At 63.1% G+C, this 24,050-nt stretch carries 25 protein-coding genes; 13 read left to right on the top strand and 12 right to left on the bottom strand.

Annotation, left to right across the window (positions count from 1 at the left end):
* Window positions 1–85 precede the first annotated feature (85 nt).
* The 3 genes from V6M52_RS08575 to V6M52_RS08565 all read left to right on the top strand — a co-directional run bounded on the left by V6M52_RS08575 (window position 86) and on the right by V6M52_RS08565 (window position 3,240).
* Window positions 86–1,342, top strand: coding sequence for an extracellular solute-binding protein (locus V6M52_RS08575; protein ID WP_332700714.1), 1,257 nt, complete (start codon window positions 86–88; stop codon window positions 1,340–1,342).
* 123 nt (window positions 1,343–1,465) lie between these two features.
* Complete coding sequence (locus V6M52_RS08570; protein WP_332700713.1) at window positions 1,466–2,398, top strand: carbohydrate ABC transporter permease; 933 nt, start codon at window positions 1,466–1,468, stop codon at window positions 2,396–2,398.
* On the top strand, window positions 2,398–3,240 hold the full coding sequence (locus tag V6M52_RS08565; RefSeq protein ID WP_332700712.1) for a carbohydrate ABC transporter permease: 843 nt from the start codon (window positions 2,398–2,400) through the stop codon (window positions 3,238–3,240). Before V6M52_RS08570 ends, V6M52_RS08565 begins: the two co-directional genes overlap by 1 nt.
* Here the strand turns inward: V6M52_RS08565 and V6M52_RS08560 are convergent.
* Both V6M52_RS08560 and V6M52_RS08555 read right to left on the bottom strand, forming a co-directional pair.
* Window positions 3,237–4,271, bottom strand: a complete 1,035-nt coding sequence (locus tag V6M52_RS08560; RefSeq protein WP_332700711.1) for a cation diffusion facilitator family transporter — start codon at window positions 4,269–4,271, stop codon at window positions 3,237–3,239. The two genes, V6M52_RS08565 and V6M52_RS08560, sit on opposite strands and share 4 nt — an antisense overlap.
* Window positions 4,272–4,351: 80 nt before the next feature.
* Window positions 4,352–4,666: an ArsR/SmtB family transcription factor gene (locus V6M52_RS08555; RefSeq protein ID WP_442881832.1), complete on the bottom strand. Its 315-nt coding sequence runs from the start codon at window positions 4,664–4,666 to the stop codon at window positions 4,352–4,354.
* 119 nt (window positions 4,667–4,785) lie between these two features.
* On the opposite strand from V6M52_RS08555, the gene V6M52_RS08550 reads away from it, so the two are divergent.
* A complete protein-coding gene (locus tag V6M52_RS08550) occupies window positions 4,786–5,775 on the top strand; it encodes an acrylyl-CoA reductase family protein (RefSeq protein WP_332700709.1) in 990 nt (329 codons plus the stop codon).
* Between the two features lie 151 nt (window positions 5,776–5,926).
* Here V6M52_RS08550 and V6M52_RS08545 read toward each other — a convergent pair whose 3' ends face one another.
* Complete coding sequence (locus V6M52_RS08545; RefSeq protein ID WP_332700708.1) at window positions 5,927–7,804, bottom strand: ABC transporter ATP-binding protein; 1,878 nt, start codon at window positions 7,802–7,804, stop codon at window positions 5,927–5,929.
* Between the two features lie 196 nt (window positions 7,805–8,000).
* The gene (locus tag V6M52_RS08540; RefSeq protein WP_332700707.1) at window positions 8,001–8,990 is read right to left on the bottom strand and encodes a potassium channel beta subunit family protein; all 990 of its coding nucleotides are present in this window, start codon (window positions 8,988–8,990) and stop codon (window positions 8,001–8,003) included.
* A gap of 172 nt (window positions 8,991–9,162) precedes the next feature.
* On the opposite strand from V6M52_RS08540, the gene V6M52_RS08535 reads away from it, so the two are divergent.
* Window positions 9,163–9,537: a VOC family protein gene (locus V6M52_RS08535; RefSeq protein ID WP_332700706.1), complete on the top strand. Its 375-nt coding sequence runs from the start codon at window positions 9,163–9,165 to the stop codon at window positions 9,535–9,537.
* Here the strand turns inward: V6M52_RS08535 and V6M52_RS08530 are convergent, their stop codons facing one another.
* The 4 genes from V6M52_RS08530 to V6M52_RS08515 all read right to left on the bottom strand — a co-directional run bounded on the left by V6M52_RS08530 (window position 9,538) and on the right by V6M52_RS08515 (window position 14,767).
* A complete protein-coding gene (locus tag V6M52_RS08530) occupies window positions 9,538–10,233 on the bottom strand; it encodes a pyrimidine 5'-nucleotidase (protein WP_332700715.1) in 696 nt (231 codons plus the stop codon).
* Between the two features lie 90 nt (window positions 10,234–10,323).
* Window positions 10,324–11,571, bottom strand: a complete 1,248-nt coding sequence (locus V6M52_RS08525; protein WP_332700705.1) for a hypothetical protein — start codon at window positions 11,569–11,571, stop codon at window positions 10,324–10,326.
* A 188-nt stretch (window positions 11,572–11,759) separates the two neighbouring features.
* Window positions 11,760–13,283: a threonine ammonia-lyase, biosynthetic gene (gene ilvA, locus V6M52_RS08520; protein ID WP_332700704.1), complete on the bottom strand. Its 1,524-nt coding sequence runs from the start codon at window positions 13,281–13,283 to the stop codon at window positions 11,760–11,762.
* A 707-nt stretch (window positions 13,284–13,990) separates the two neighbouring features.
* On the bottom strand, window positions 13,991–14,767 hold the full coding sequence (locus V6M52_RS08515) for a sulfite exporter TauE/SafE family protein (protein ID WP_332690192.1): 777 nt from the start codon (window positions 14,765–14,767) through the stop codon (window positions 13,991–13,993).
* 261 nt (window positions 14,768–15,028) lie between these two features.
* Between V6M52_RS08515 and V6M52_RS08510 the strand changes: the two genes are divergently transcribed.
* Together V6M52_RS08510 and V6M52_RS08505 are read left to right on the top strand one after the other, a co-directional pair.
* Complete coding sequence (locus V6M52_RS08510; protein ID WP_332700703.1) at window positions 15,029–15,646, top strand: TetR/AcrR family transcriptional regulator; 618 nt, start codon at window positions 15,029–15,031, stop codon at window positions 15,644–15,646.
* A 4-nt stretch (window positions 15,647–15,650) separates the two neighbouring features.
* Entirely contained in the window at window positions 15,651–17,141 is a 1,491-nt protein-coding gene (locus V6M52_RS08505) for a DHA2 family efflux MFS transporter permease subunit (RefSeq protein WP_332690198.1), read from the top strand.
* Window positions 17,142–17,203: 62 nt separating this feature from the next.
* On the opposite strand, the gene V6M52_RS08500 is transcribed toward V6M52_RS08505, so the two are convergent.
* The gene (locus V6M52_RS08500) at window positions 17,204–17,872 is read right to left on the bottom strand and encodes an outer membrane protein (RefSeq protein WP_332700702.1); all 669 of its coding nucleotides are present in this window, start codon (window positions 17,870–17,872) and stop codon (window positions 17,204–17,206) included.
* A gap of 106 nt (window positions 17,873–17,978) precedes the next feature.
* A complete protein-coding gene (gene argB, locus V6M52_RS08495; protein ID WP_332700701.1) occupies window positions 17,979–18,881 on the bottom strand; it encodes an acetylglutamate kinase in 903 nt (300 codons plus the stop codon).
* A gap of 188 nt (window positions 18,882–19,069) precedes the next feature.
* On the opposite strand from argB, the gene V6M52_RS08490 reads away from it, so the two are divergent.
* From V6M52_RS08490 to V6M52_RS08465, 6 genes are all read left to right on the top strand, one after another.
* Window positions 19,070–19,624, top strand: a complete 555-nt coding sequence (locus V6M52_RS08490) for a sigma-70 family RNA polymerase sigma factor (RefSeq protein WP_332700700.1) — start codon at window positions 19,070–19,072, stop codon at window positions 19,622–19,624.
* Complete coding sequence (locus tag V6M52_RS08485; protein ID WP_332700699.1) at window positions 19,621–20,328, top strand: anti-sigma factor; 708 nt, start codon at window positions 19,621–19,623, stop codon at window positions 20,326–20,328. The genes V6M52_RS08490 and V6M52_RS08485 overlap by 4 nt, the downstream gene beginning before the upstream one ends.
* A 165-nt stretch (window positions 20,329–20,493) precedes the next feature.
* Entirely contained in the window at window positions 20,494–21,054 is a 561-nt protein-coding gene (locus tag V6M52_RS08480; RefSeq protein ID WP_332700698.1) for a fasciclin domain-containing protein, read from the top strand.
* Window positions 21,055–21,240: 186 nt separating this feature from the next.
* Window positions 21,241–21,729 carry a peptide-methionine (R)-S-oxide reductase MsrB gene (msrB, locus tag V6M52_RS08475; RefSeq protein ID WP_442881833.1) on the top strand — a complete coding sequence of 163 codons (489 nt, stop codon included), beginning with the start codon at window positions 21,241–21,243 and terminating at the stop codon, window positions 21,727–21,729.
* 228 nt (window positions 21,730–21,957) lie between these two features.
* Window positions 21,958–22,665 (top strand): glutamine amidotransferase-related protein, encoded by a 708-nt coding sequence (locus tag V6M52_RS08470; RefSeq protein ID WP_332700696.1) that lies wholly within the window; start codon window positions 21,958–21,960, stop codon window positions 22,663–22,665.
* Window positions 22,666–22,667: 2 nt separating this feature from the next.
* Entirely contained in the window at window positions 22,668–23,048 is a 381-nt protein-coding gene (locus V6M52_RS08465) for a DUF1801 domain-containing protein (protein ID WP_332687414.1), read from the top strand.
* Here the strand turns inward: V6M52_RS08465 and yihA are convergent.
* The gene (gene yihA, locus V6M52_RS08460; protein WP_332687413.1) at window positions 23,045–23,689 is read right to left on the bottom strand and encodes a ribosome biogenesis GTP-binding protein YihA/YsxC; all 645 of its coding nucleotides are present in this window, start codon (window positions 23,687–23,689) and stop codon (window positions 23,045–23,047) included. The genes V6M52_RS08465 and yihA overlap by 4 nt on opposite strands.
* 75 nt (window positions 23,690–23,764) lie before the next feature.
* A partial coding sequence (locus V6M52_RS08455; protein ID WP_332700695.1) for a YidC/Oxa1 family membrane protein insertase occupies window positions 23,765–24,050 on the bottom strand: 286 nt, incomplete at its 5' end.

The following is a 24,050-nucleotide window of genomic DNA, read 5'->3' as shown; positions in this document are numbered from 1 at the left end:
TGCGGAGGATGCGCGGCCCTGTTGCAGCCAGGAAGGTCCGCAAGAGACACCTCGAAAGCTGTCGTGAGGACATGAGGAGAAACCAATGAAGCGTTTTGCGCTCGCCGCAATGCTGGGACTGGCTTTGGCCATGCCTGTCCAGGCTCAGACCGTGGTCAAACATTTGCATATCACTTCCATCCCGGCCGAGGTGGAACTGATGAATAGTATCGCTGCCGACTTCATGGCGGCCAATCCGGACATCAAGGTCGAACTGCCGTTCCTCGAAAACGAAGCGTTCAAGGCCAAGTTGACGACGCTGCTGCAGTCGGCTGATGCGCCTGACGTGTTCCATTCCTGGGGCGGCGGCGTCTTCTACGAGCAAGCCGCTGCTGGCGTCCTGCGTCCGGTCGAAGATGTGCTGAGCGCTGAAGCCAAGGAAAATGTCGGTACGGCCGGCGTTTCCGCCTTCACCGCACCCGACGGCCACCTCTATGGCGTCGCCCGCGACGTCAGCGAAGTCGTGCTATGGTATAATAAGACCCTGTTCGAGCAGGCCGGTGTCGATCCGGCCAGCATGTCGACCTGGGAAGGTTTCCTGGCCGGCGTGCAGGCCTTCAAGGATGCTGGCATCACCCCGATTGCCATTGGCGCCAAGGACAAGTGGCCGGCCCACTTCTGGTGGTCCAAGCTGGTTATCCGCTTGGCGGGCCAGGATGGCTTTGAGGCTGCCGCACGCGGCGAAGGCGACGGCTTTGCAGGCGAAGATTTCGTCAAGGCTGGCGAATACTTCCTCGAGCTCGCCGCGCTCGATCCCTGGCAGGAAGGCTTCCTTGCCGCCACCTATGGCGACGCCTCCGGCCAGTTTGGCGACGGCCTCGCCGCCATGCACCTGATGGGTGACTGGGACTACGGCGCCATGAAGGACAACTCGGCCGACAAGCTGGGTATTCCCGATGAAGAACTCGGCATCCTGCCCTTCCCGACCATCGAAGGCGGCAAGGGCGACCCGACCGACACGCTGGGTGGCCTGGGCGGCGTCCTGTTCTCCAAGAACGCCTCCGACGCTGCCGTGAAGTGGATCGAGTTTTTCAATAACGTCGAGAACCAGGCCAAGTACGCCAAGGATGCGTATTACATCCCGATCGCCAAGGGCGCAGCCGACGTCATGACCAACCCCTTCAAGGTGCAGATCGGCCAGAACATCGGTGGTGCACACTGGCACGCTTTGTTCTTCGATCAGGCCCTCGGTCCCAACGTTGGCGGCGTCGTCAATGATGTGTCTGCCGAGCTGGCCGGCAATGCCATGAGTGCGGAAGAAGCTGCCGAGCTCATCAAGGAAGCCGTCGACGACTCGCTCTGAGTTCGACACGCGGCACCGGCGGGCGGTTATCCCTTCTGTCCGCCGGGTTGCCAACAAGGTCCTGCCTGCTGGCAGGAATGCCCGCCTCCGGTAGGGCTAGGAAGGGTCGGGGAGGACCAATATATGGCCAGTGTCGCCACCGGTGCAGACATAGGTACGACCGTCGGCGTGCGCCGTCGCCGCTACATGGAACGCAAGAGCCTGATCGCGCTGCTGCTCTTTCTTCCCCCCGCGCTGATCCTGTTTACGCTTTTCGTCGTCCTGCCGATGGTCGATGCGGCGACGTTCTCGTTCTTCGACTGGAACGGCTACGGCCCGATCACCGATTTTGTCGGCTTCGAGAACTATGCCGATGTGGTGACCCATCGCAATTTCGGCACCGCAATCCGCAATAGCCTGATCGTCGTGGCCGTGTCCCTGCTGATCCAACTACCGCTGGCTATGTGGTGCGCCATCGCGCTGTCCGAGCGCGGCGTCCATATCAACGTGCTGCGCGTGCTGTTCTTCCTGCCCTATATGCTGGCCGAAGTCGCCGCTGGCCTGATCTGGAAATTTGTCTATGACGGCAATTACGGCCTGCTCCCCGCCATTGGCAGCGCCATCGGCGTCGATATGCCGTTCGTGCTGGGCGACAAGCTGTGGGTTATTCCCGCCATCATGCTGGTCATCACCTGGAAGTATTTCGGCTTCCACATGATGATCTTCATCGCCGGTCTGCAGTCCATTCCCTCAGAGGTCATCGAGGCCGCCCGGCTCGATGGCGTCAAGAAATGGCAGATCGTGCGGCATATCAAGATCCCGATGATCCGCTCGGCCGTCGTCATCTCGGTCTTCTTCGCCATTACCGGCGCGCTGCAGCTGTTTGACCTGATCATCCCGCTGTCCAATGGCGGCCCGTCCCATTCGAGCCACACCATCGTCACCTTCCTTTACCAGTTCGGCATTCTGCGAATGAAGCTGGGCTTTGGCGGTGCGGTCAGCGTGATCCTGTTCTTCGCCTGCGTGATCGTGGCTCTGGCCTATCGTCGCATTCTCTTCAGGGTGGAGCAGAACTGATGGCTGACGCATCCAAGAAACGCCAATCGGTCATCTCGCCCATTCAGTGGCTGACGCTGGTCATCGTGGCCGCCTTCGTCATCGTGCCGTTCTACACCACGGCCTTGGGCGGCTTCAAAGAGATCGGCGAGCTGCGCGTCAATCCGTTCGGCCTGCCCACCAGTTGGGACCCGGTGCGCTTCATCGAAATCCTCGGTGGCCCCCGCTACTTCTCCTCGCTTGGCAATTCGTTCCTGATTGCGGCGGGCACGGTGGTGCTGTCCACCCTGGTGGCGTCCATGACCGCCTTTGCCCTGGCGCACATCAAGTTCTTCGGAAGCAAGTTCATCCTGGGCTATCTCATGCTGGGCCTGTTGTTCCCCACGGCCACCGGTATCCTGCCGCTCTTCATCAAGATGCGCGACCTGGGCATGCTCGACAGCCATTGGGGCATCATCATCGTGCAGGTGGCGTTCAGCGTGTCCTTCTCGGTGCTGCTGTTCCACAATTTCTTCAAGGAGTTGCCAAAGGAACTCATCGACGCCGCGCGGATGGACAATTGCGGCTACATCAAGATCTACTGGTACGTGACGCTGCCGCTCAGCCTGCCCATCATCGCCACGGTCGGCGTGTTCAATTTCGTCGGTAGCTGGAACAGCTTCCTGTTGCCGCTGATCGTTCTCAACAGCGAGGCCAAGTACACCTGGCCCTTGGGGATCATGCAGTTCCAGGGCCAGTATGGCTCAGACTGGCCGCGTATCCTGGCCTTCCTAACGCTGTCCATCCTGCCCGCCATCGGCTTCTTCCTGCTGGCGCAGCGCTACATCATCTCGGGGCTGACCGGCGGCGCGGTGAAGGGCTAGGGCACGGCATCGGGCGTCAGCGCACAGCTGGCGCCGTCTTTGCCCCAGACGATCTCGACTGTGGAATGGGTGATGCCGTAGTCGGCCAGCAGGGTCAGTTTGACGGCGCGGGTTACGGCTCCGGCATCGGCTCCCTCGGCCAGCACGATCTCCAGGGTCGCCACCGGCTTGCCCGAGGTGATCGACCAGACATGGACGTGACGCACCGCCTCTAGCCCCGGCACCTGCGCGACCAGCGTCTTGCTCAAATCCTCGATCACCACATTGCCCGGCGTGCCCTCCATCAGAATGTGCAAGGAATTGCGGAACAGCTTCCAGGCGCTGCGCAGGATCAGCAGGGACACCACGACCGACAGGATCGGGTCGATCGGCATCCAGCCGGTCAGCCAGATGATGACGGCCGCAGCGATCGCGGCGACCGAGCCCAGCAGGTCGCCCAGCACATGCACCATGGCGCCGCGAATGTTGACATGCTCCTTGTCGCCGCGCGACAGCACCAGGAACACCACGATATTGACGACCAGGCCCAGCACGGCGACGACGAACATCGGCCCGGCCAGCACCTCGTGCGGCGTCATGAAACGCTGGATCGCCTCGTAGACGATCCAGGCGACCAAGGCGAAGAGCGTCACCGCATTGATCAGCCCGGCGACCACTTCGAGCCGCATATAGCCGAAGGTACGCTTGCCGTCCGAGGCGCGGCGGCCGAAGCGGAAGGCGGCCCAGGCCAATAGTAGCGCCGCGGCGTCGGTCAGCATGTGGCCGGCATCGGCGATCAGCGCCAGCGAACCCGAGAGCAGGCCGGCGATGATCTCGGCGACCATGAAGCCGGCGGTGAGCAGGAAGCCGATCAGCACCACATTTTCATTGTCGGCGCTGACAGTCGGCGCGTGGCTGTGGCCTTCGTGGCCATGACTGTCTTGATTGTGCGCGACGTGATCTGGCCCGGCATGGTCATGCTCGGCGTGTTCGTGCCCGGCATGGCTATGCCCGTGGCCCATGGCACCCTGTTCCTTACTGTCCACACCCATCGCCAAACTCCGCTATATTCTAACGTATGAATACATGTTCATATGTTAGGAGCAAGTAAATTGCGACCGTGAACCTGCGGTCAGGTGTCGCTGTCTTCGCTGTGGTCTTCCATCACGTGCTCGATCATGTCGGCCAGCATATGGGCGATGTGGTCGTCGGCCGTTTCGTAAAACACCTGCCGGTTGCGCCGCGTGCCGCGCACCAGCCGGGCGGCGCGCAGCAGGCGCAGGTGGTGGCTGACCAGCGAGGGCGAAGCATTGACCGCCTTGGCGATGTCGCCCACCGCGATGGGCGCGGCGAGGCAGGCCAGCAGCACGCGTAGCCGCGTCGGGTCGCCCAGCAGGCGATAGGTTTCCGCGATGATGGCGATCTGGGCGTCGCTGGGTGCGTTCAATTCGGACAACTCGTCGGGGCTTGCTGGTTCAACAGGTAAGGCGCTTTGCGGCTGGGCGCCAGAGGGTGGCTCCGTCCGACGCATCGTGCCAAGTTGAGCGCAAACGGGAGGAACCGAGCATGAGTTTCCGCGCACTGATCACCGACAAGGATGCCGAGGGCAGGGTCGTATCGTCCGTGCAGATGCTGGACGACACGCGACTGCCTGAGGGCGACGTAACCGTCGACATCGACTGGGCCGGGCTCAATTACAAGGACGGGCTCTGCCTTACAGGTGGTGGCGGGCTTGTGCGGAGCTATCCGCATGTCGGAGGGATCGACTTCGCCGGCACGGTGCGCGACAGCGCCGATCCGCGCTACGCGGTGGGGCAGGCGGTTGTGCTGACCGGCTGGCGCGTTGGCGAAACGCATTGGGGTGGCTATGCCGAACAGGCGCGCGTCAATGCCGACTGGCTGGTGCCACTGCCCAAGGGACTTTCTACCCGCGACGCCATGGTGCTGGGGACCGCTGGGCTGACGGCCATGCTGGCCATCGCCCGGCTGGAAGCGGCGGGCCTCAAGCCGGATGCGGGCGAAGTGCTGGTGACCGGGGCGGCCGGCGGGGTGGGCTCGATCGCCACATCCATGCTGGCCAAGCTGGGTTACCAGGTCGCCGCGCTTTCGGGACGCCCTCAGCATGCCGAAGCGCTCAAGGCATTGGGAGCCGCCACCATCATCGATCGCCACGAATTCCTGGCCCAGCCGGACAAGCCGCTGGAATCGGCGCGATGGGACGGCGCCATCGACAGCGTCGGCGGCAAGGTGCTGGGGAAATTGCTCAAGCAGGTCAAATATGGCGGCGCCGTTGCAAGTCTGGGCAATGCCGGCGGCATCGCGCTCGAGACCAATGTACTGCCATTCATCCTGCGGGGGATAAGTCTCTTCGGTATCGACAGCGTCATGCAGCCCTACGAGGCGCGGGTCGCGGCCTGGGGGCGGATCGCCGCGACGTTTGACCTGGCGGCTTATGCGGGCCTGGTGAGGGAGATCGGGCTGGAGGAGCTGCCGGAGGCGGCAGAGGCGATCCTTGCCGGCGAGGTACGGGGGAGGGTGGTGGTGCGGGTGAGGTAGTGGTGATGCACGACACCGCCCCAGCCACCGCACGTCACCCTCGGGCTTGACCCGAGGGGTCTACACTTGCCGGGCGTAGGGAAGTGCAACGCCTCGGGTCAAGCCCGAGGGTGACGATCGAGGTTGTGGGAGAATCGGGCGATGATATGCCTCATCGATACCCCGCCGCCTGCAAGTCGAACAGTTCGGCGTAGCGCCCGCGCAGCGCCAGCAGGTGCTCATGCGAGCCCGCTTCCAGGATGGCCCCATTCTCCAGAACCAGGATGCGGTCGGCCATGCGGACGGTCGAGAAGCGGTGCGAGATGATGACGGCGGTCTTGCCCGCGGCGAGACTCTTGAAGCGGCTGAACACCTCGGACTCCGCCTTGGCATCGAGCGCCGCGGTGGGCTCGTCGAGGATGATAAGGTCGGCGTCGCGCATGTAGGCCCGCGCAATGGCGACCTTCTGCCATTCCCCGCCTGATAGGTCGCGCCCCTTCTTGAACAGGCGGCCGAGCTGCTGGTCATAGCCCTGCGGCAGCTTGGCGATGACTGCATCGGCGAGGCTCAGCGCGGCGGCGTCTTCAATGCGCGCCATGTCGTCCTGGTCGGCAATGCGGCCGACGCCGATATTCTCGCGCGCCGTCAGGCTATAGCGGATGAAATCCTGGAAGATCACCCCGATATGGGCGTGGATATCGGCGACGCTGAGTTCCTTGAGGTCGATGCCATCGATGGTGATGCGGCCCTCGTCGGGATCGTAGAGCCGGGCCAGGAGTTTGACGATGGTGGTCTTGCCCGCTCCGTTCTCGCCGACTAGCGCCAGGGTTTCGCCGGCCTGCAGTGTGAAGCTCAGATGGCGGATGGCCCAGCCCTCGGTGTCCGGATAGCGGAAGCCGACATTCTCGAAAACGATGCCCTGGCGGATCGGCTGCGGGAACGGCTTGGGATGGGCCGGCGACAGGATGGTGGGCTCGATCTCGAAGAAGCTGAACAGGTCATCGAGATACATCGATTGCCCGGCAATCTGGGTGAAACCGAGCAGGATCTTCTGGAACAGCCCGTTGAGGCGGAGGAAGGAACCGGACAGGAAAGCCAGGTCGCCGATGGAAAAATCGCCGCTGATGGTGCGCCAGACGATGAAGCCATAGGCCCCGTAATAGGTGAGCGTCGAGATCGACGAGAACACCGCGCCCCAGGCGGCGCGCTGCGTCGAAAGGCTGCGGTTTTCGAGATAGATGGTGTGGGCCAGTGTCTTGAAGCGGGCGATGAGGAAATCGCCCAGCCCGAACAATTTGAGCTCTTTGGCCGTCTCGGCGCTGGCCCCGATATAGCGGATATATTCGAGCTCGCGCCGCTCTGGCGTGCGCCAGCGGCTCATGAAATAGGCCAGCGTATTGAAGCGCGTTTCGCCCCAGATGGCGGGCACGAAGCTCAGCGGCAGCAGCAGGATCAGCCAGGGCGCGTAAACGAAGAGACCGGCCGCCAGCGTCACCACGGTGATCATGTCCTGCGCCTGGCCGAACATCTGGCTCAATAGCGCATTGCGGCCAGCGGCCTGGCGCCGGGCGCGTTCCAGCCGGTCCTGATATTCGGCGGATTCGAAATGCATAAGGTCGAGCCTGGCGGCATGGGCCATGAGCTCGACGCTGACCGTATTGGAGTGCAATTCGGAGAGCACGGAATCGACCAGACCGATGGCGCGGGCCAGCAAATCCGAGACGATGACCAGGCCAAGCTCGATGGCCAGCAGCACCAGGATAGGAGAGAGCGCGCCGCTGCTCCACCAGTCGGCAAAGTCCGGCCCAGGCGAGGTGATGCCAGTGAGACGGACGACCTCGTCGATGATCAGTTTGCCCACATAGAGCATGGCGATGGGTTGCAGCGACGACACCAGCCGCAGACCAATGCTGGCGGCGGTCAGTGGCTTGCTGGTGCGCCAGATCTGCGCGACGAGCCGGCCGAGGTGGCGGAGATTGTCGAGGCGCTGGCGGAAAGTGGGGGCTTTGTCGGGCGTAGGGGGTGGGCGGCGCCCGGGGAGGTCGGTCATGGGGGTGATGATAACGGGTGGCGGAGGAGGGGGGAATAGATTTGCGCAGCACATTGCAGTCGTCTCCCTCCCCCTTGTGGGGAGGGATCAAGGGTGGGGGTATTCCACCCACCGGACTCGCGGAGAGAACCCCCACCCGACCCCTTCGGGGCCGCCCTCCCCACAAGGGGGAGGGAGGCCGACTGAAGGATCGAGATCAGTACCGTTCAAACGCCTTGGGCTTGTTGCCCATGATGGTTTCGATCTTTTCGATCACGTCGGGGGTCAGCTTAGCCTTGGACTTGAGGGCCGAGAGATTGTCCTCAAGCTGCGCCTTCTTCGACGCGCCCAGGATCACCGTCGAGACATGCGGGTTGTGGAGGCACCAGAGCAGGGCCAGGTGATGCACCGGCAGGCCGATTTCCTTGCCCAAAGCGGCCAACTGCTTGATCTGCTCCAGCTTGGCCTTGCCAGCCTCGCTGGTCCATTCCTTCTTGAGCCATTCATAGCCGGGCAGGTTCATGCGGCTATCGGCGGGGATGCCGTCATTGTATTTGCCGGTCAGGGCGCCCGAGGCGAGCGGCGACCAGATGGTGGTGCCCAGGCCCATCAGCTCATAGAGCGGCAGGTAGTCATGCTCGACCTTTTCGCGCACGAAAAGGTTGTATTGCGGCTGCTCCATGGCGGGGCCGATCAGGCTGTTGGCGCGGGCAAAACCCCAGGCTTCGGTGAGCTGCTGGGCGGTCCATTCCGAAGTGCCCCAATAGAGCACCTTGCCCCGGGTGATCAGGTTGTGCATCGCCCAGACGGTTTCCTCGATCGGCGTATCGATATCGGGGCGGTGGCAGAAATAGAGGTCGAGATAATCCACCTGCAGGCGCTTGAGCGCGGCATGGGCGGCTTCGGTGACATGCTTGCGGCTGAGGCCCTTCTGCGTCGGCTTGCTGCCGCCCCAGAAGACCTTGGAGGAGACGGAGTAGGAGTCGCGGCTCCAGCCGAGCTTGTCGAGCGCCGCGCCCATCAGGGCTTCCGATTCGCCGGCCTCATAGCCTTCGGCATTGTCAAAGAAATTGACGCCTTCGTCATAGGCCAGGCCCATTAGCGCCATGGCCTCCTTTTCGTCCACCTGCTTGGAGAAGGTGACCCAGCTACCGAGCGATAGTTCGCTGACCTTGAGGCCAGATTTGCCCAAGCGACGATATTCCATGTGATTATTCCTGAATTTCTTGCGGCGCCGGCCGCTTTGGTTCATCGGCAATCGCCGATAGAGTTAGCGTTAATACTGGTTGCGGCGCTGTCTGTAAAGCCGGGCTTCAAACGTCATTGAACCATGACGCAGACCACCGCGTTGGCAACCAACGAACAAAGAGGATGTGACCATGCTCAAGGACATCGACTCGGCCGCTATCGTGGCGGTTAAAGACCTTTCCCGCGCCAAGGACTTCTACCGGAACAAGCTCGGGCTTGAGCTGACCCTGGGCGACGACAACGTTCTTTCATTCAAAACCGGCAAGACGACGCTTGTGGTCTATGTCTCCGACTATGCCGGCACCAACAAGGCCAATGCCGTGGTCTGGGGTGTTGGTGACCAGATCGATGCCATTGTCGCCGATCTGGCGGCCAAGGGGATAAATTTCGAGCATTATCCGGATATGGGCATGGATTATGCGAACGGCACCCATTCCAGCGGCGGCTTCAAGGCCGTCTGGTTCAAGGACCCGGACGGCAACATCCTGCATTTCAACAATATGTAGTCAGGGTAGTTCGCGCAGGAACCGGGCCAGGTCGTCGGTGATGTGGTGCACATGGGGGCCGGCGGCGCGATCGAGCTCCCAGGCGTCGACCTGCTCATGCACGAACCCTTCGTCCGCCACGACCTGCACGGTCGACATGCCGACATCATGCGGCACGACGAGGTTCTTTTCGAGATCGTCGAACATGATGGCCCGGGTCGGATCGATACCGTGCCGGGCAAAGAACCCGTCATAGGCCTCGCGATGCGGCTTGGGCACATAGGTCATGGCGCGGATATCGTGCACATGCTCGAAGATGTCGTCGCATCCCAGGCGTCGCAATACGGCGCGGGCATGGCCGGTGTCGCCATTGGTCAGGATGAACTTGCGGCCGGGCAGGGCGCGGATCGCCTCGACCAGGTCGGGATGGGCGTCGACCGGGGAATAATCGATAGCGTGGACCGTATTGAGAAAATGGTCCGGATCGACCTCGTGCCGGCTCATCAACCCGTTCAGCGTGGTGCCGAACTCCCGGTAATAGGTCTTCTGCAGCGCCCGCGCCGCTTCGAAATCGAGCTGCGTCAGCTCCATCACATAGCTGGTGATGCGGATGTCGATCTGGGCGAACAGATTGCAGCTGCGCGGGTAAAGGGTGTTGTCGAGATCGAACACCCATTCGGTAACGTGGCTGAGGCTGCGGACAGGCAGGGACGACATATCGTTCATGGTCGGCCCACTATGCGCCCAATTGCTGAATGTTTCATCTAAAGTCTGCGGGAGCGGCGCGAACGCCGCTCCCGGGCTCGGTTATTCGGTTGCGGTATTGGCTTCGACGGCGAGGCCCAGCGCGGTGATCAGGCCGGCCGGATTGGCGGCCGCGGCCATCAGCACCAGCAGCGATGTCGGCGAGGGCGGCGCCACCTTGACCTCGAGGCTCTGCGGATCATCAAGGAAGGCGGAAACCGGGGGCACCACGACATCGTTGAGGGCCGGAATGCCCGACTCGGCGATCATCGCCGGCAACATGGCCTTGAGACCTTCCACGAAAGTGGCGCGGTCGGCGCCGGATTGGGCCGCGAAGAAATCGAGCAGCTTGCCGGCGAGTGAGGCGTCATCATAGCGCACCGAAGCGCCGACGATGTTGACGCCCTGCATCAGGGCCATGCCCTGCATCATCTGGGCCTGCGCCTGCTCTTCGGTCATTTCGCCACCAGCGCCCATCCCGGCCTGCATGGCGTAAATCTGGTCGAGCACGGCTGGGGTGAGGCCGGTGAGGTCGGCGGTGAGGTCGAGCGCGCCCAGATCGGCGAAGTCGAACAGGAATTCGTTGAGCACCATATGGCCTTCGGCCATCGACCAGGTCAGGTCCTGGGTGATGTCGCCGCTGACGGTGGTGAGCCCCAAGGCCTCGATCACCGCACCAGCCGCGGCATCTTCCTCGCCGACGGTGGACAGATCGAGCCAGATGCCGCTGATGGCCAGGACCGAGCTCAGGTCAACCAGGTCGGCGCTGCCCTGGGCTGGATTGAAGGTGGAACTGGCTTCGATCGATTCGATGGAAACCACTTCCACCCCGTCGCGGGTGATGGAGAGCGGGCCGGTGCTGATCGACTGCACAAGCTGCAGCAGCGCCACGGCGGGGATCGTCTCACCGGCAGGCAGATAGAGGCCTTCGGCGCTGATATCGTTCAGGGTCAGGTGGCCGACCGGCTCCGGCGCACTGACAAATTCGGTATCGATGTCGGGAATGCTCACCGAGGCGGCGGTGTAGCTGCCGTCTTCGCCTTCCTCGACGCCGCTAAAGGTGATCTCGGTATCGAAGGTGATCGGCTCGAAACCGGCCTCGTGGCTGAAGCCGACGGTCACGCCGTCGACAGTGATGGTGTCGCCATCGAGGGTCGCGGCGCCAAAGGTGAAGTCATAGCCGATGGTCTTGTAGATCTCGGCGACGCGATCGACAAAGGCCTGGGCCTCCAGCGCCATGGCAGGGCCCATCAGGGCGGTGGTCGCAACGCCGCTGAGCAGCAGCAGGCGGGCGGTCTGGATTGTCCTCATTGTCATCTCCGGCATTTGTTCTGGTTTGATTTGTCGGGGTGGGCGCATTCGACAGTAGAACCAGCGCCGTGTCGTGGCAGATGGCCCCCTGCGCGTTGAATTGCAATAGATTCCGGCCAGATATTGGCCCAGGATTTCTATTGTCGGTTTATTGCGTCATAACGATGTACGCCTGATGAATAGCCCGTTCAGACTCGTTCGTGATCAAGGAACTGGCGGTAGGCGGGGTTGTCCGTCTCGTCCCAATAGGGAAAGCCGACCGCCTCGATATGGGCGATGAAATCGGCATGCGTGGCGGCCGGCACCTGGACACCGACCAGCACGCGGCCATAATCGGCGCCGTGATTGCGGTAGTGGAACAGCGAGATGTTCCATTCGTCATTGAGCCCTTCGAGAAACTTGAGCAGGGCGCCGGGCCGTTCGGGAAACTGGAAGCGGTAGACCACTTCGTCGTTCAGGTCATTGACCCGTCCACCCACCATATGGCGGACATGGAGCTTGGCCACCTCATTGTCGGTCAGGTCGATGACCCCCAGCCCATGGTTCTGCAGCAAGGCGATGATCTCGTGCTTCTCGGCGTCGCCATGCGTCAGCTTGATGCCGACAAAAATCTTGGCCGTGGCGCCATGGGCGAAACGATAGTTGAACTCGGTGATGGCGCGCTGCCCGAGCAGGCGGATGAAGGCCCGGTAGCTGCCCCGGCGCTCAGGGATTTCGACGCTGAGCAGCGCCTCCGCCCGCTCGCCGATTTCGGCCCGTTCGGCCACATAGCGCAACCGGTCGAAGTTGACATTGGCGCCCGAATTGATGGCGATCAGCGCCCCAGCGGGCGCCTCGCCCCGCTCTACCTGCCGGCGTAGCCCGGCCAACGCAAGCGCCCCGGCGGGCTCGGCAATGGCCCGCATGTCGTCAAAAATATCCTTGATGGCAGCGCAGATCTCGTCGGCACTGACGGTGACGATGTCATCGAGCAGTTCGCGGCACAGCCGGAAGGTTTCATTGCCCACCTGACGCACCGCAACGCCATCGGCAAACAGCCCGACCTGGTCGAGCGCCACCGGATGGCCGGCGGCGATGGCCGCCTTCATGCTGGCCGCTTCCTCAGGCTCGACCCCGATGACGCGGATATCGGGGCGCAGGAACTTGACGAAAGAGGCGATGCCGGCCGCCAGGCCGCCCCCGCCCACGGGGATATAGATGGCGCCGATGTCGCCAGGATACTGGCGCAGCAGTTCCATGCCGATCGTGCCCTGCCCGGCGATGACGTCGGGATCATCGAACGGATGGACCACGACATAGCCGTGCTTGTCGGCCAGTTCGGCCGCATGGGCGCGGGCGGCGTCGAAGCCGTCGCCGAACAGCACGACCTCGCCACCCAGCCGGCGCACGGCGTTGACCTTGATGACCGGCGTGGTGGTGGGCATGACGATGACGGCGCGAATGCCCAGCCGCGTCGCCGACAGCGCCACGCCCTGCGCATGATTGCCCGCCGAGGCGCAGATGACGCCACGGGCGCGCTCGGCCTCGTCCAGTTGCGCAATGCGGTTGTGAGCGCCACGAATCTTGAAGGAGAAGACCGGCTGCAGGTCCTCGCGCTTGAGCAGCACCTCCCGCCCCAGACGGATGGAGAGCAGTTCCATCCGGTCGAGCGGGGTTTCCGCAGCCACTTCATAGACCGACGAGGTAAGGATGCGGCGGACATAGTCCAGCATGGGCAGGCACTCCGGTTGCTGGGCGTGTTGGATGCCCGGCGCGGCGTTTTGTCAATCGGGCGTGCGGAAACGCCGCCTGGAGCGCGGTTATCGCAAGATGGACGGACCCCGAGGCGGCTATCGCCTCTGGAAATAAAAAAACGAGACGATGACCGCCTCGGGGTGCCGGTTTTTGGAACAGGACCGATTATCGCGCAGCATGGTCGCTCGCCATGTGCGGCCGGCACTCGAACCTGCGCGGCAGGCAAAGACCACGCCCGGCTCACCCCGCCACTGTTCGCCTGCAGGCCGGCCATGCGGAGTGATGGCAGGAGTGTGCCACAGGTTTTGGGAAGGGGGATAAGTTGGTGCTGACCGCTGCACACCCCAGCAAGCCCGAGGGTGACGATCTAGGGGTGTGAATGAGTCTGTGCTCGATGGTTCAGTCGACACCCTCCCCCTTGTGGGGAGGGTCGGGGAGGGGTCGACTGGCCCGGATATCCGGCTTCCACACCCCTCCAACCTCCCCCGTCCAGGGGGGGGCGCGCCACTCGTGTGGCTGGATCGAGTCCACCCTTAGGAGTATTGCCTCCCTATTGAGGGGAGCGCCGGGGGGCGTTGCTGTCCTGCAAAGGCTCGCTGATCCCACCTTTTGCCTTCGGCCGGGGAAGAGAAGCCGGCCCAGCGGTCGCGACCGCGCCAGCCCTCGCAAATCGCTGACCCTGCTCCTACGTCAGGAGTTGCCAGGTCTGATAGCCGGCGATCAGGACGACCAGGGATCCCACCAGGATCATCAGCCGCTTGGCCGGGATGATGCGGACGACGAAGCCGGCCAGGGGTGCCGCCAGGAGACCGCCAACCACCAATCCAGCGACCGACCAGATATAGGCGTTGATGCCATCGGCCTGCTCCCAATGTCCCGTGAGCAGGGCGGTGACGAAGGCGACGGAAACCGCGGAGGTGACGAAAAATTCCACCGTATTGACGGTGCCGATCACGAAGCGTGGCGCGCCGCCAGAGCCGATAAGGCTGGAGGTGACGATGGGGCCCCAGCCGCCTCCGCCGGTCGCATCGACGAAGCCGCCGGCGACGCCCAGGGGCACAACCACGCCGGTATGGGGTTCGTGATAGGCCGCGCGGGCCCTGAAGGCGCGATAAAGAATATAGACCCCCAGCAGGCCCAGATAGATGGTGATGAAAGGACGCAGCACCTCGCCGTCGATTGACGTGAGCACATAGGTGCCGAGCACGCCGCCGACGATGCCGGCCGGTGCCAGGCGCCAGAACAGGCGCCAGTTCACATTGCGATGGCTGACATGGCTGGTGGCGGAGGCCGCCGTGGTGAACATTTCGGCCGCATGAACGCTGGCCGAGGCTGCGGCGGGCGGCACGCCGAAACTGAGCAGGATGGTGGTGCTGACCACGCCATAGGCCATGCCCAGGGCGCCATCGACGATTTGCGCCAGAAAGCCGACGGCGGCGAAAATGAAGAACTCTGTACCCATGATATTGACCCCCGATGACGGGCTTAGGGTTAATCTATACTAGAACAGTCGTGTAGTGTTTACCTCAATGAGTTCGTACCGAAGAATCGTCATCCTTGAGCATTTCTTTGCGTTGCCCGCAAAATAGGCGGCCGATTGCAGGCGGCGGACCAGGGGCCGTGCCTCCCCGCCATTTCCGCTCTGGACCCGGTTCGAATTCATCTCAATCAAATGCTTGATTGATGTAAATCTCCAGTCTATAGCGTTTCGGCACGAGGAACCATGACCCTGGACCAACCCAATATAAGGCGCGAAAGCGGCGATGACCGGCGGCTAGCCATTGCTGCGGCGGCGCGCGCCATCATCATCGAGAAGGGGCTTGAGGGCCTGCGCACCCGCGATATTGCGGCGCGTGTCGGCATCAACATCGCCACGTTGCACTATCACGTGCCCTCCAAGGAGGCCCTGGTGGCTCTGGTAGCGGATTCGCTCCGCCGCGACTTCAGGGCTCAGGCCGCGCGCCGTCCGCGCGCTGGCAAGAGCGGGCTCGAGCAGTTGCATCTCGAGTTCGACGACTTCCGCGAAACCGTCCTCGAAATGCCCGATCTCATCATCATTCTGACGGAACTTATCGCAAGGGCCAGGCGTGATGCCGCCGTGGCCGAGATCATGATTCCCATGCGCGAGTTCTGGCGAAAACAAGTTGCTGACGTGTTCCGCCTTGGCATTGCCGACGGCTCTTTCCGCCCCGACATCGATCCGGACGCGGCCGCACTCATCACCACTGGCGCCCTTTCCGACTGCTGGCGCCGGTCCGACATATCGCGTTCCCTGCTCGACCAAGTCCTGGCCGAACTGGAACGCGCCTTCGTTCAAACACCAAATCCTTTGCAGGAATAGTCCAATGACAAACCAACACCCCATGGGCGCCGACGCCGCCCCCGATCCGCGCCGCTGGCTGGCGCTGTTCATCCTGCTCATCGCCAATTTCATGAACCTGATCGACGTCACCATCGTCAATGTGGCGCTGCCTTCGATGCGCGAGGGCCTGGGCGCCACCGACAGCCAGATCGAATGGGTGGTCGCTGCCTATATCCTGGCCTTCGCTCTGGGCCTGTTGCCCTTTGGGCGCCTGGGCGACATCCTGGGCCGCACCCACCTCTTCCTGTGGGGCGTCGCAGCCTTTACCGTCGCATCGGCGCTGTGCGGTCTCGCGCCCAATATCGAATTCCTCATCGTCGCCCGCGTCATCCAGGGCCTGGCTGGCGCCATGATGACGCCGCAGGTGCTGGCCATTGCGACAGTGACCTTCCCGCCGCATGAGCGCGGCCAGGCCTTCTCGCTGTTCGGCTTGTCGGCCGGCCTCGCCGCGGTCTGCGGCCCGATCCTGGGTGGCGTGCTGATCTCGGCCAATCTGTTTGGCATGGATTGGCAGCCGATCTTCCTCGTCAACGTCCCGATCGGCATCATCGCCGTGGTCGCTGGCTGGTTCCTCATCCCGCGCCTGCCCGGCCATGCCGCGCTCAGGAACGACTATGTGGGCATCGCGCTGTTCGGCCTGGGTATCCTGGCCGTGGTCTTCCCGATCATCGAGGGCCGCGCCTATGGCTGGCCGCTCTGGGCCTTCGCCATGATCGCTGCCGGCTTCGCACTGCTCGCCCTGTTTGTGCTGTGGACTCGGGCACGCGCCGCTGCGGGGGAACCGCAGCTGCTGAACTTCAACCTGATTACCAATCGCCAGTTCATGTTTGGCGCCTTCGTCACCACCGTGTTCGCCTCGGGCATTCCGGGCATGTTCATGGTGATTTCGCTGCTGCTGCAAGGCGGGTTCGATTTCACGCCGCTGCAATCGGGCCTCACCAATACGCCTTTCTCGGTGGGCGTGCTGATCGCCTCAATCATTGCCGGCCGTTTTGGTTCGACCTTTCTGCGGGGGCGGCTCGCGGCCTCCGGAGCGATGCTCGTCATTGGCATCGGCTGGCTGCATTTCTACATTGCCAGTGTCATCGACAGTATCGACACCTGGGCCTTCCTGCCGCCACTGCTGATCGCCGGTATCGGCCTGGGGCTGGGCTTCTCCGCGCTGTTCCAGCTGGTGCTGGCCAATGTGCCGCCGCGCGATGCGGGCGCGGGCTCGGGCGCGCTGCAGGCCTTCCAGCAGGTGGGCGGGGCGCTTGGCGTTGCCATCATCGGGGAAATCTTCTTCACCAATCTGGGCAGTGGCTTTGCCGCAGGTTCGGGCCCACATGCCGCGTTTGCCGGAGCCTCGAGCCTGGCGCTGTGGTATGTCGTGGCGAGTTTTGCACTGGTCCTGGTGCTGTCGGCGTTCTTCAAGCGGCCCAGCGGGCCGCATGGGAGCGGTGCGCCGGTGCAGCCGGTTTTGGTCGAGGCCTAGCCTTCGCCCCAAATGCAAAGGCCGCCCGGTGGGCGGCCTTTTTGATTCCGGCTGGCTGACGCCTAGAACTTCCAGGCCAGACCCGCGCGCACCACCGAATTGCTCGGCTCGCTGGTTCCGCCGCCTGGCACGGTGTTGACACCGTAATGGGTCCAGGTTGCGTTGAGGCGGGCCATCAGGTTCTGCGTCACCATCATGTCAACGCCCAGGCCGAGCTGCCAGCCGCCAGCCGTGAAGGTCGTGCTGGTGCCGCCGCGGCTGGGGCTGAGGTCGAAACGGCCCCAGGAATAGCCGACCGTGCCATAGGCCAGCACATTGGACGCGACCGGATAACCCAGCGTGGCCCGCACCGCCGCATCCCACTTGAGGGCGCCATAGTTCTGGGCGCCGTTGAATTCGAACTGGGTTGCCACATTGTTGACTTCGGCATCGACGCCGAGGACGAACCAATCGCTGAGCTGATAGCGGTAGCCGGCAAAAACGCCCGCGCTGCCGCCGATATCGCCAAGCAGCTGCTCGCCCACCAGGATGCCCGGCGCGATTTCATGGCTCTTCATGCCGATCAGGCTGCCCTGAGCACCCACATAGAAACCGTCCCAGGCCGAATAAGTCGGCTGGTACATGCCGCTGGTGACCATGGGCGCGACCATGGACTGGGCCTGCGCGGAGACGGCGGGGAGGCCAAAAGCGGCCGCGATCAGGGTCGCCGCCAGTGTGATCTTTGAACGCATACAAAACCCCCGGATAATACTGACTAAAATTTGCCACGACTTGTCCGCATCGGGCTATGCCAAATGCGTCACACCCTGGTCAAATCGACCGGAGCGCGTCTCATGGTTAGCGAACGATGAGCGTGCCGGCGCCGAACTCGGTGAAGAGTTCGACCAGGACAACATGCGGCATCTTGCCATTGAGGATGACCACGCCCTCGACGCCATTCTCTAGCGCTTCCAGGCACGTCTCCACCTTGGGAATCATGCCGCCCGAAATGGTCCCGTCGGCGATCAGCTCCTTGGCCTCGCGCACGCTGAGCTCGGGAATGAGCTTGCCGTCGCGGTCGAGCACGCCGGGCACGTCGGTGAGGAACAGCAGGCGCTTGGCACCGAGCGAGCCGGCAATGGCGCCGGCAAAAGTATCGGCATTGATATTGTAGGTATTGCCGTCGCGGCCGGGGGCCACCGGGGCGATGACGGGAATCATCTCCGAGCGCGCCAAGAGGTCGAGCAGCGTGCGGTCGACTTCGACCGGCTCGCCGACAAAGCCCAGGTCGAGCACTTTTTCGATATTGGAGGTCGGGTCCTTGACGGTCTTCACGGCCTTCTTGGCAAAGACCATGTTGCCGTCCTTGCCGCACAGGCCAATCGCCCATTCGCCCTCGGCATTGATCAGCGCCACGATTTCCTTGTTGATCGAGCCGGCCAGCACCATTTCGACGATTTCCATCGTCCGCGCATCGGTGACGCGCAAGCCACCCTCGAACTTGGATTCGATGCCCAGGCTCTTGAGCATCAGGGCGATCTGCGGGCCGCCGCCATGCACCACGATCGGATTGACTTTGGATTGCTTGAGCAGGGCGATGTCGCGCGCGAAGGCCTGGCCGAGCTTGAGGTCGCCCATGGCATGGCCGCCATATTTCACCACGACGGTCTTGCCCTCGTAGCGCTGCATATAGGGCAGCGCCTGCGCGAGGATGCCGGCATCGTGGCTGAACCGGTCGGTCGACGAAGTCTGATCTGTCATGGACGGACCCATTCTGTTGGCAAGGCGGCACAAAGACCGCAACGGGTCTAGAGCATCAATGGGCAAAGGAAAAGGCGGTTCTAGGCAAACGCACTGATCCAATTTGCTTTATGTTGCGTTGTGGGCAAGCCAGGCATCGCATCGGGCAAGGGTGGGCAGCTGGTGTGCCGAGGGAGGCCCTGTTAGCTATGTCCACCATGCAGACTCCGTCCCGGGACATTGCCGACCTCATCGCGCGCTGCGCCCTGCGCGACCGGGCGGCCTTCCGCACCCTTTACGAGCGGACCAGCGCGAAACTCTTCGGCGTGACGCTGCGTATCTTGAAGGACCGTTCGGAGGCCGAGGAGGCCATTCAGGAAGTCTATGTGAAGATCTGGCAGCGCGCCGATCGCTACGTTGCCGGCACGACCAGCCCGATAAGCTGGCTGGTTGCCGTGGCGCGCAACCATGCGCTGGACATGTTGAGAGCCCGCCGACCGGCCGCCGACGATATCGATGTGGCGCTGGAAATTCCTGACGGCGGTCCGAGCCCGGAGCGGGCGGCCGAAGACAGTCAGGAGCGGGGCCGCATCGAACATTGCCTGGATACGCTGGAACCCGAGCGCGCCGATGCGGTGCGCGGCGCCTATCTCGATGGCTATAGCTACGAGGAGCTGGCGACCCGCCACGCTGTGCCGCTCAATACGATGCGAACCTGGCTGCGCCGCAGCCTGATCAGATTGAAGGACTGCCTTTCGGCATGAGCACGAGCGACGACAGCAGTGGCGAATTTGCAGCGCGCAATGCGCTCGTCGCCGAATATGTGCTCGGCCTGCTGTCGAGTGCCGAACATGAGCGTGTCGGCCAGCTGATTGAAAGCGATCGCGCCCTTGGCGCCGAACGGGACTTCTGGGTCTCGCGCTTTGGCGCGCTCAACGCCGAATATGAGGAAACCCCGGTGCCGGCCCATCTCTATGCGGCCATCGCGGCGCGCGCCTTTGGCGATCGGCCACAGGCGCAAGCCTCTGGCTGGTGGGAATCGCTTTTGGCCTGGCGCGCTATCGCCGCCGGCGCATTGGCTGTTGCCGTCGCGGCCATTGGCTTCAGCGTCATGCAGCTCGCGCCTGGTGTCGTCACCACGCAACTCGTTGCCGCCCTCGAAGAAGAGGGCAGCAATGTCAAATTCGTCGCCCTCTACGATGGCAGCGGTAATGTGCGGCTGACGGCCCTCGCCGGCGAAGCCTTGCCGGACAAGGATTTTGAACTCTGGGCCATCCAGGGTGGCAACAACCCCATTTCCATGGGCGTCATTCCCGCGGGCGCCAGTGTGGTCACCGTCTCGCCTGAAGTCATGGCCGGCTGGGGCGAGGGCTCGGTGCTCGCTATTACGCTGGAGCAAAAGGGCGGCTCACCTGATGGCAGTCCGCACGGCCCGATCGTCGCCAAGGGCGCTGCCACCCGCATCTAATTTTCCGCAGATTGAAGCGAGCGCATACGCAAATCGGCTGGTAAAAGTTTCACACCGGCCGCGAAATAAACCGCGAAAATACTCGAAACTTCCGATACCCGCGCATTCGTACCTTCCACCGTCCCAGCCGACCAATGGGAACGAAACACAGGAAGGAATGAATAAATGAATCTCCGCACTCTCACCGTCGCCGCCATGCTGTCCGTCACTGCTCTCTCGGGCGCTTTCGCCCAGGACAATCCGGAAGTTGGCGGCGCTGCCATGTTCGCCGACAAGAACATTGTCGAAAACGCCGTGAACTCGGCTGACCACACGACGCTGGTTGCCGCCGTCCAGGCTGCGGGCCTCGTCGAGACCCTGTCGGGCGAAGGCCCGTTCACGGTGCTGGCCCCGGTCAATGCTGCGTTTGACGCGCTGCCGGCCGGCACTGTCGACACCCTGCTGCTGCCTGAGAACAAGGAAATGCTCTCGACCATCCTCGCCTGCCACGTCATCCCGGCCAAAGCGCTGTCGACCGACATCGTGGGCATGGTCGAAGCCGATGGCGGCGAGCATGTCGTGGACACTGTGGGCGGCTGCAAGCTGATCCTTAAGGCCGCTGACGGCAAGGTCACCGTGACCGACGAGAACGGCACCGTTGCCAATGTCACTATTGCCGACGTGATCCAGTCCAATGGCGTGATCCACGTCATCGACGCCGTGCTGACGCCCATGTCAGCCATGTAACCAAACGAGGCCCCATTTCGAATGGCGCCTTGAGAGGGGTCGCGCACCGCGACGTCTCACCATAACTTGACGTGCCATTGCCTTGCCCGAGGATTTACACTGGCCGCCAAATCCGCCCCGCGCCGCCGCCCGCACCCCTCATGCGGTCCGGGCGCGGGGCAACTTCTGAAAGGAAGACCAATGGCAATCGACCGTCGCAACATGCTTCTCGGTGGCTCGGCCATCGCTGCGCTCGCCGCCTTTGCCCTGCTGCGTCCCATGGGCGCGATCCAGGCCGCCGAGGGCGACTTCCCCTTCAAGCTGACCGACGATGAGTGGAAGGCCAGGCTCGACCCCGCCGCCTATGACGTGCTGCGGCACGAGGGCACCGAGCGCCCGTTCACCTCCCCGCTCAATGACGAAAAGCGCGCCGGCACCTTCCTCTGCGCCGGCTGTGATCAGCCGCTCTTTGCCTCCGAAACCAAATATGACAGCGGCACCGGCTGGCCGAGCTTCTACACCTTCATCGACGGGGCAATCAGCACGTCCGTGGACGACACGCTGTTCATGCAGCGCGTCGAGGTCCACTGCTCCAATTGCGGCGGCCACCAGGGCCATGTCTTCGAAGACGGCCCCCAGCCCACCGGCCTGCGCTACTGCATCAATGGCGTCGCGTTGAAGTTCGTGGCGGCGTAGGCCAACGCAAGCGCTACTTACCTCTCCCTTTGGGGGAGAGGTCGGCGCGTAGCGCCGGGTGAGGGGGCCTTCCCCTCGCACTGTATCCAGTAAAGGCCCCCCTCACCCGACCCAAGAGGGTCGACCTCTCCCCAAAGGGAGAGGTGGGGCTCCGCGCGACAATCATGCTTTCGCGGGAACGACGCGGTAGGGTATAGGGGCGTATCGATCTCCCATCCTTGTGTCCTCATGAAACTCACCATCATCCAGACTGGCGAAGTGCCGGCGCCGTTGCGCGGTCAGTTCGGCCCCTACCGCAAGATGTTCGAGACCATGTTCGATGGCACCGGGCAGGGCTTTTCCTATGACATGGTGCCGGTCTCCGATGGTGCGCCCTTTCCCGATCCGGGCCAGCTCGAGGGCATCGTCATCACCGGCTCGGCCGCCGGGGTCTATGACGATTTCCCCTGGCTCAATCCGCTGCGCGCCTTCATCCGCGAGGCTTATGGCAGCAGGACGCCGATGCTGGGGGTCTGCTTCGGGCACCAGATCATGGCCGATGCGTTGGGCGGGGACGTGCGCAAGTCAGAGAAGGGCTGGGGCCTTGGCCGGCACAATTATGGCGTGGTGACGCGGCCCGACTTCATGCGCAGGGCGCCCACGGCGCTCGCGGTGGCCTGTTCGCATCAGGATCAGGTGATCGTGCCGCCCGCGGAGGCACAGGTGATCCTTGCTTCGGACTTTACCCCCAATGCGGGCCTGGCCTATCGCAATGGCGCGGCGTTGAGCTTTCAGCCACATCCCGAATTCGCTGATGACTATACGATCGCGCTGGCCGAGCTGCGGCGCAGCAAGGCACCGGACGATGTGGTGGATAAGGCGCTGGCATCGGTGACGACAAAGTCGCACAGTGCCGATGTGGCTGGGTATATCGGCCAGTTTTTCAAGGGACGTTGAATATGGCCAGGGCGCCGTCGGTCGAAGCTTTCATGGCGGCCTTGCAGCATCGGGCCAAACCCGACATCGAGGCCTTGCGCCAGCTCATTCTGGCGGCCTGCCCCGGCCTGACCGAGCGCATCAAGTGGAACGCGCCCAGCTTCGGGCCGGGCGACGATGATCGTATCACCATGCGCCTGCAGCCGGGCGACCAGCTGCAGCTGATCCTGCATCGGGGCGCCAAAATGCGGGCCGACGATGGCTTCAGCTTCGAGGACCCGCATGGCCTGATCGAATGGGCCTCCAATGACCGGGGCGTGGTGACCATTACCGAAAGCCCGCAGGCGGGTGGCGAGGATCACCTGACCGACCTGGTGCGCCGCTGGATCGCGGCGACGCCCTAGCTTTCGAGCAGCATCGCAATCTCGGTGCGCAGCTCGCGCAGCCCGTCGCCCTTGAGCGACGAGGTCAGGATCACATGAGGATGGGCGGCGGGGCGCTTGGCGATGGCCGCCTTGGTGGCCGCGATGACCTTTTCGAGATCCTTGGCCAGCGGCTTGTCCGCCTTGGTCAGCACCACCTGGTAGCTCACCGCGGACTTGTCGAGTTCGTTCATGACCGTCAGGTCATTGTCCTTTGGACCGTGGCGGCCATCGACCAACACATAGACCCGGCGCAGGGTGGCGCGGCCGGTGAGATACTGGTGGATCAGCTTGGTCCAGGCGCGCACCTTGTCCTCGGGCGCCTTGGCATAGCCATAGCCGGGCATGTCGACAATGCGCAGGCTTTCGCTCTGGCTCTCGAAGATGTTGAGCTCCTGCGTGCGGCCGGGCGTGTTGGAGGTGCGGGCCAGGCCCGACATGCCCACCAGGGCATTGATCAGGCTCGACTTGCCCACATTGGAGCGCCCGGCAAAGGCGATCTCGACCTTATCCATCGGCGGCAGGTCGGCGATGCGCACGCAGCCCTTGATGAACAGGAACGGCCGCGCGAACAGCAGGCGGCCACGTTCGATCATGTCGGGGGCGTAATCGATGTCGCTCATGGTTGTGCTCGCTTCAAAAGATAAGCCCGCCGGAGATATCCGGCGGGCAGTAGCATGGTTGATCGGTTGTGGCGATCAGGACTTGGTCGGCTCAGGCGCCTTGGGCTTGCGCCGGAAGCTGTCCATGATGTTGCCGAACAGGTTCACCTCGGCGCCATGGCGCTTCATGATGAAATACTGCTGGGTCACCGACAGGGTGTTGTTCCAGGCCCAGTAGATCACCAGACCCGCCGGGAAGGTGCCCAGCATGAAGGTGAAGATCACCGGCATCCAGTTGAAGATCATCGCCTGGGTCGGATCGGGCGGCGGCGGATTGAGCTTCATCTGCACCCACATGGTGATGCCCATGATGACCGGCCAG

The sequence above is a fragment of the Devosia sp. genome (genome assembly GCF_036676215.1).
In the GTDB taxonomy this organism is placed as follows: domain Bacteria; phylum Pseudomonadota; class Alphaproteobacteria; order Rhizobiales; family Devosiaceae; genus Devosia.
The sequence above is the reverse complement of the archived record's forward strand: the minus strand, read 5'-3'. Positions and strand labels throughout refer to the sequence as shown.

Excerpts from the sequence above, each read along its gene's own strand:
- V6M52_RS08575 (WP_332700714.1), top strand. The coding sequence starts at position 86 with ATGAAGCGTTTTGCGCTCGCCGCAATGCTGGGACTGGCTTTGGCCATG.
- V6M52_RS08570 (WP_332700713.1), top strand. The coding sequence starts at position 1,466 with ATGGCCAGTGTCGCCACCGGTGCAGACATAGGTACGACCGTCGGCGTG.
- V6M52_RS08565 (WP_332700712.1), top strand. The coding sequence starts at position 2,398 with ATGGCTGACGCATCCAAGAAACGCCAATCGGTCATCTCGCCCATTCAG.
- V6M52_RS08560 (WP_332700711.1), bottom strand. The coding sequence starts at position 4,271 with ATGGGTGTGGACAGTAAGGAACAGGGTGCCATGGGCCACGGGCATAGC.
- V6M52_RS08550 (WP_332700709.1), top strand. The coding sequence starts at position 4,786 with ATGAGTTTCCGCGCACTGATCACCGACAAGGATGCCGAGGGCAGGGTC.
- V6M52_RS08545 (WP_332700708.1), bottom strand. The coding sequence starts at position 7,804 with ATGACCGACCTCCCCGGGCGCCGCCCACCCCCTACGCCCGACAAAGCC.
- V6M52_RS08540 (WP_332700707.1), bottom strand. The coding sequence starts at position 8,990 with ATGGAATATCGTCGCTTGGGCAAATCTGGCCTCAAGGTCAGCGAACTA.
- V6M52_RS08535 (WP_332700706.1), top strand. The coding sequence starts at position 9,163 with ATGCTCAAGGACATCGACTCGGCCGCTATCGTGGCGGTTAAAGACCTT.
- V6M52_RS08530 (WP_332700715.1), bottom strand. The coding sequence starts at position 10,233 with ATGTCGTCCCTGCCTGTCCGCAGCCTCAGCCACGTTACCGAATGGGTG.
- V6M52_RS08525 (WP_332700705.1), bottom strand. The coding sequence starts at position 11,571 with ATGAGGACAATCCAGACCGCCCGCCTGCTGCTGCTCAGCGGCGTTGCG.
- ilvA (WP_332700704.1), bottom strand. The coding sequence starts at position 13,283 with ATGCTGGACTATGTCCGCCGCATCCTTACCTCGTCGGTCTATGAAGTG.
- V6M52_RS08515 (WP_332690192.1), bottom strand. The coding sequence starts at position 14,767 with ATGGGTACAGAGTTCTTCATTTTCGCCGCCGTCGGCTTTCTGGCGCAA.
- V6M52_RS08510 (WP_332700703.1), top strand. The coding sequence starts at position 15,029 with ATGACCCTGGACCAACCCAATATAAGGCGCGAAAGCGGCGATGACCGG.
- V6M52_RS08505 (WP_332690198.1), top strand. The coding sequence starts at position 15,651 with ATGACAAACCAACACCCCATGGGCGCCGACGCCGCCCCCGATCCGCGC.
- V6M52_RS08500 (WP_332700702.1), bottom strand. The coding sequence starts at position 17,872 with ATGCGTTCAAAGATCACACTGGCGGCGACCCTGATCGCGGCCGCTTTT.
- argB (WP_332700701.1), bottom strand. The coding sequence starts at position 18,881 with ATGACAGATCAGACTTCGTCGACCGACCGGTTCAGCCACGATGCCGGC.
- V6M52_RS08490 (WP_332700700.1), top strand. The coding sequence starts at position 19,070 with ATGTCCACCATGCAGACTCCGTCCCGGGACATTGCCGACCTCATCGCG.
- V6M52_RS08485 (WP_332700699.1), top strand. The coding sequence starts at position 19,621 with ATGAGCACGAGCGACGACAGCAGTGGCGAATTTGCAGCGCGCAATGCG.
- V6M52_RS08480 (WP_332700698.1), top strand. The coding sequence starts at position 20,494 with ATGAATCTCCGCACTCTCACCGTCGCCGCCATGCTGTCCGTCACTGCT.
- V6M52_RS08470 (WP_332700696.1), top strand. The coding sequence starts at position 21,958 with ATGAAACTCACCATCATCCAGACTGGCGAAGTGCCGGCGCCGTTGCGC.
- V6M52_RS08465 (WP_332687414.1), top strand. The coding sequence starts at position 22,668 with ATGGCCAGGGCGCCGTCGGTCGAAGCTTTCATGGCGGCCTTGCAGCAT.
- yihA (WP_332687413.1), bottom strand. The coding sequence starts at position 23,689 with ATGAGCGACATCGATTACGCCCCCGACATGATCGAACGTGGCCGCCTG.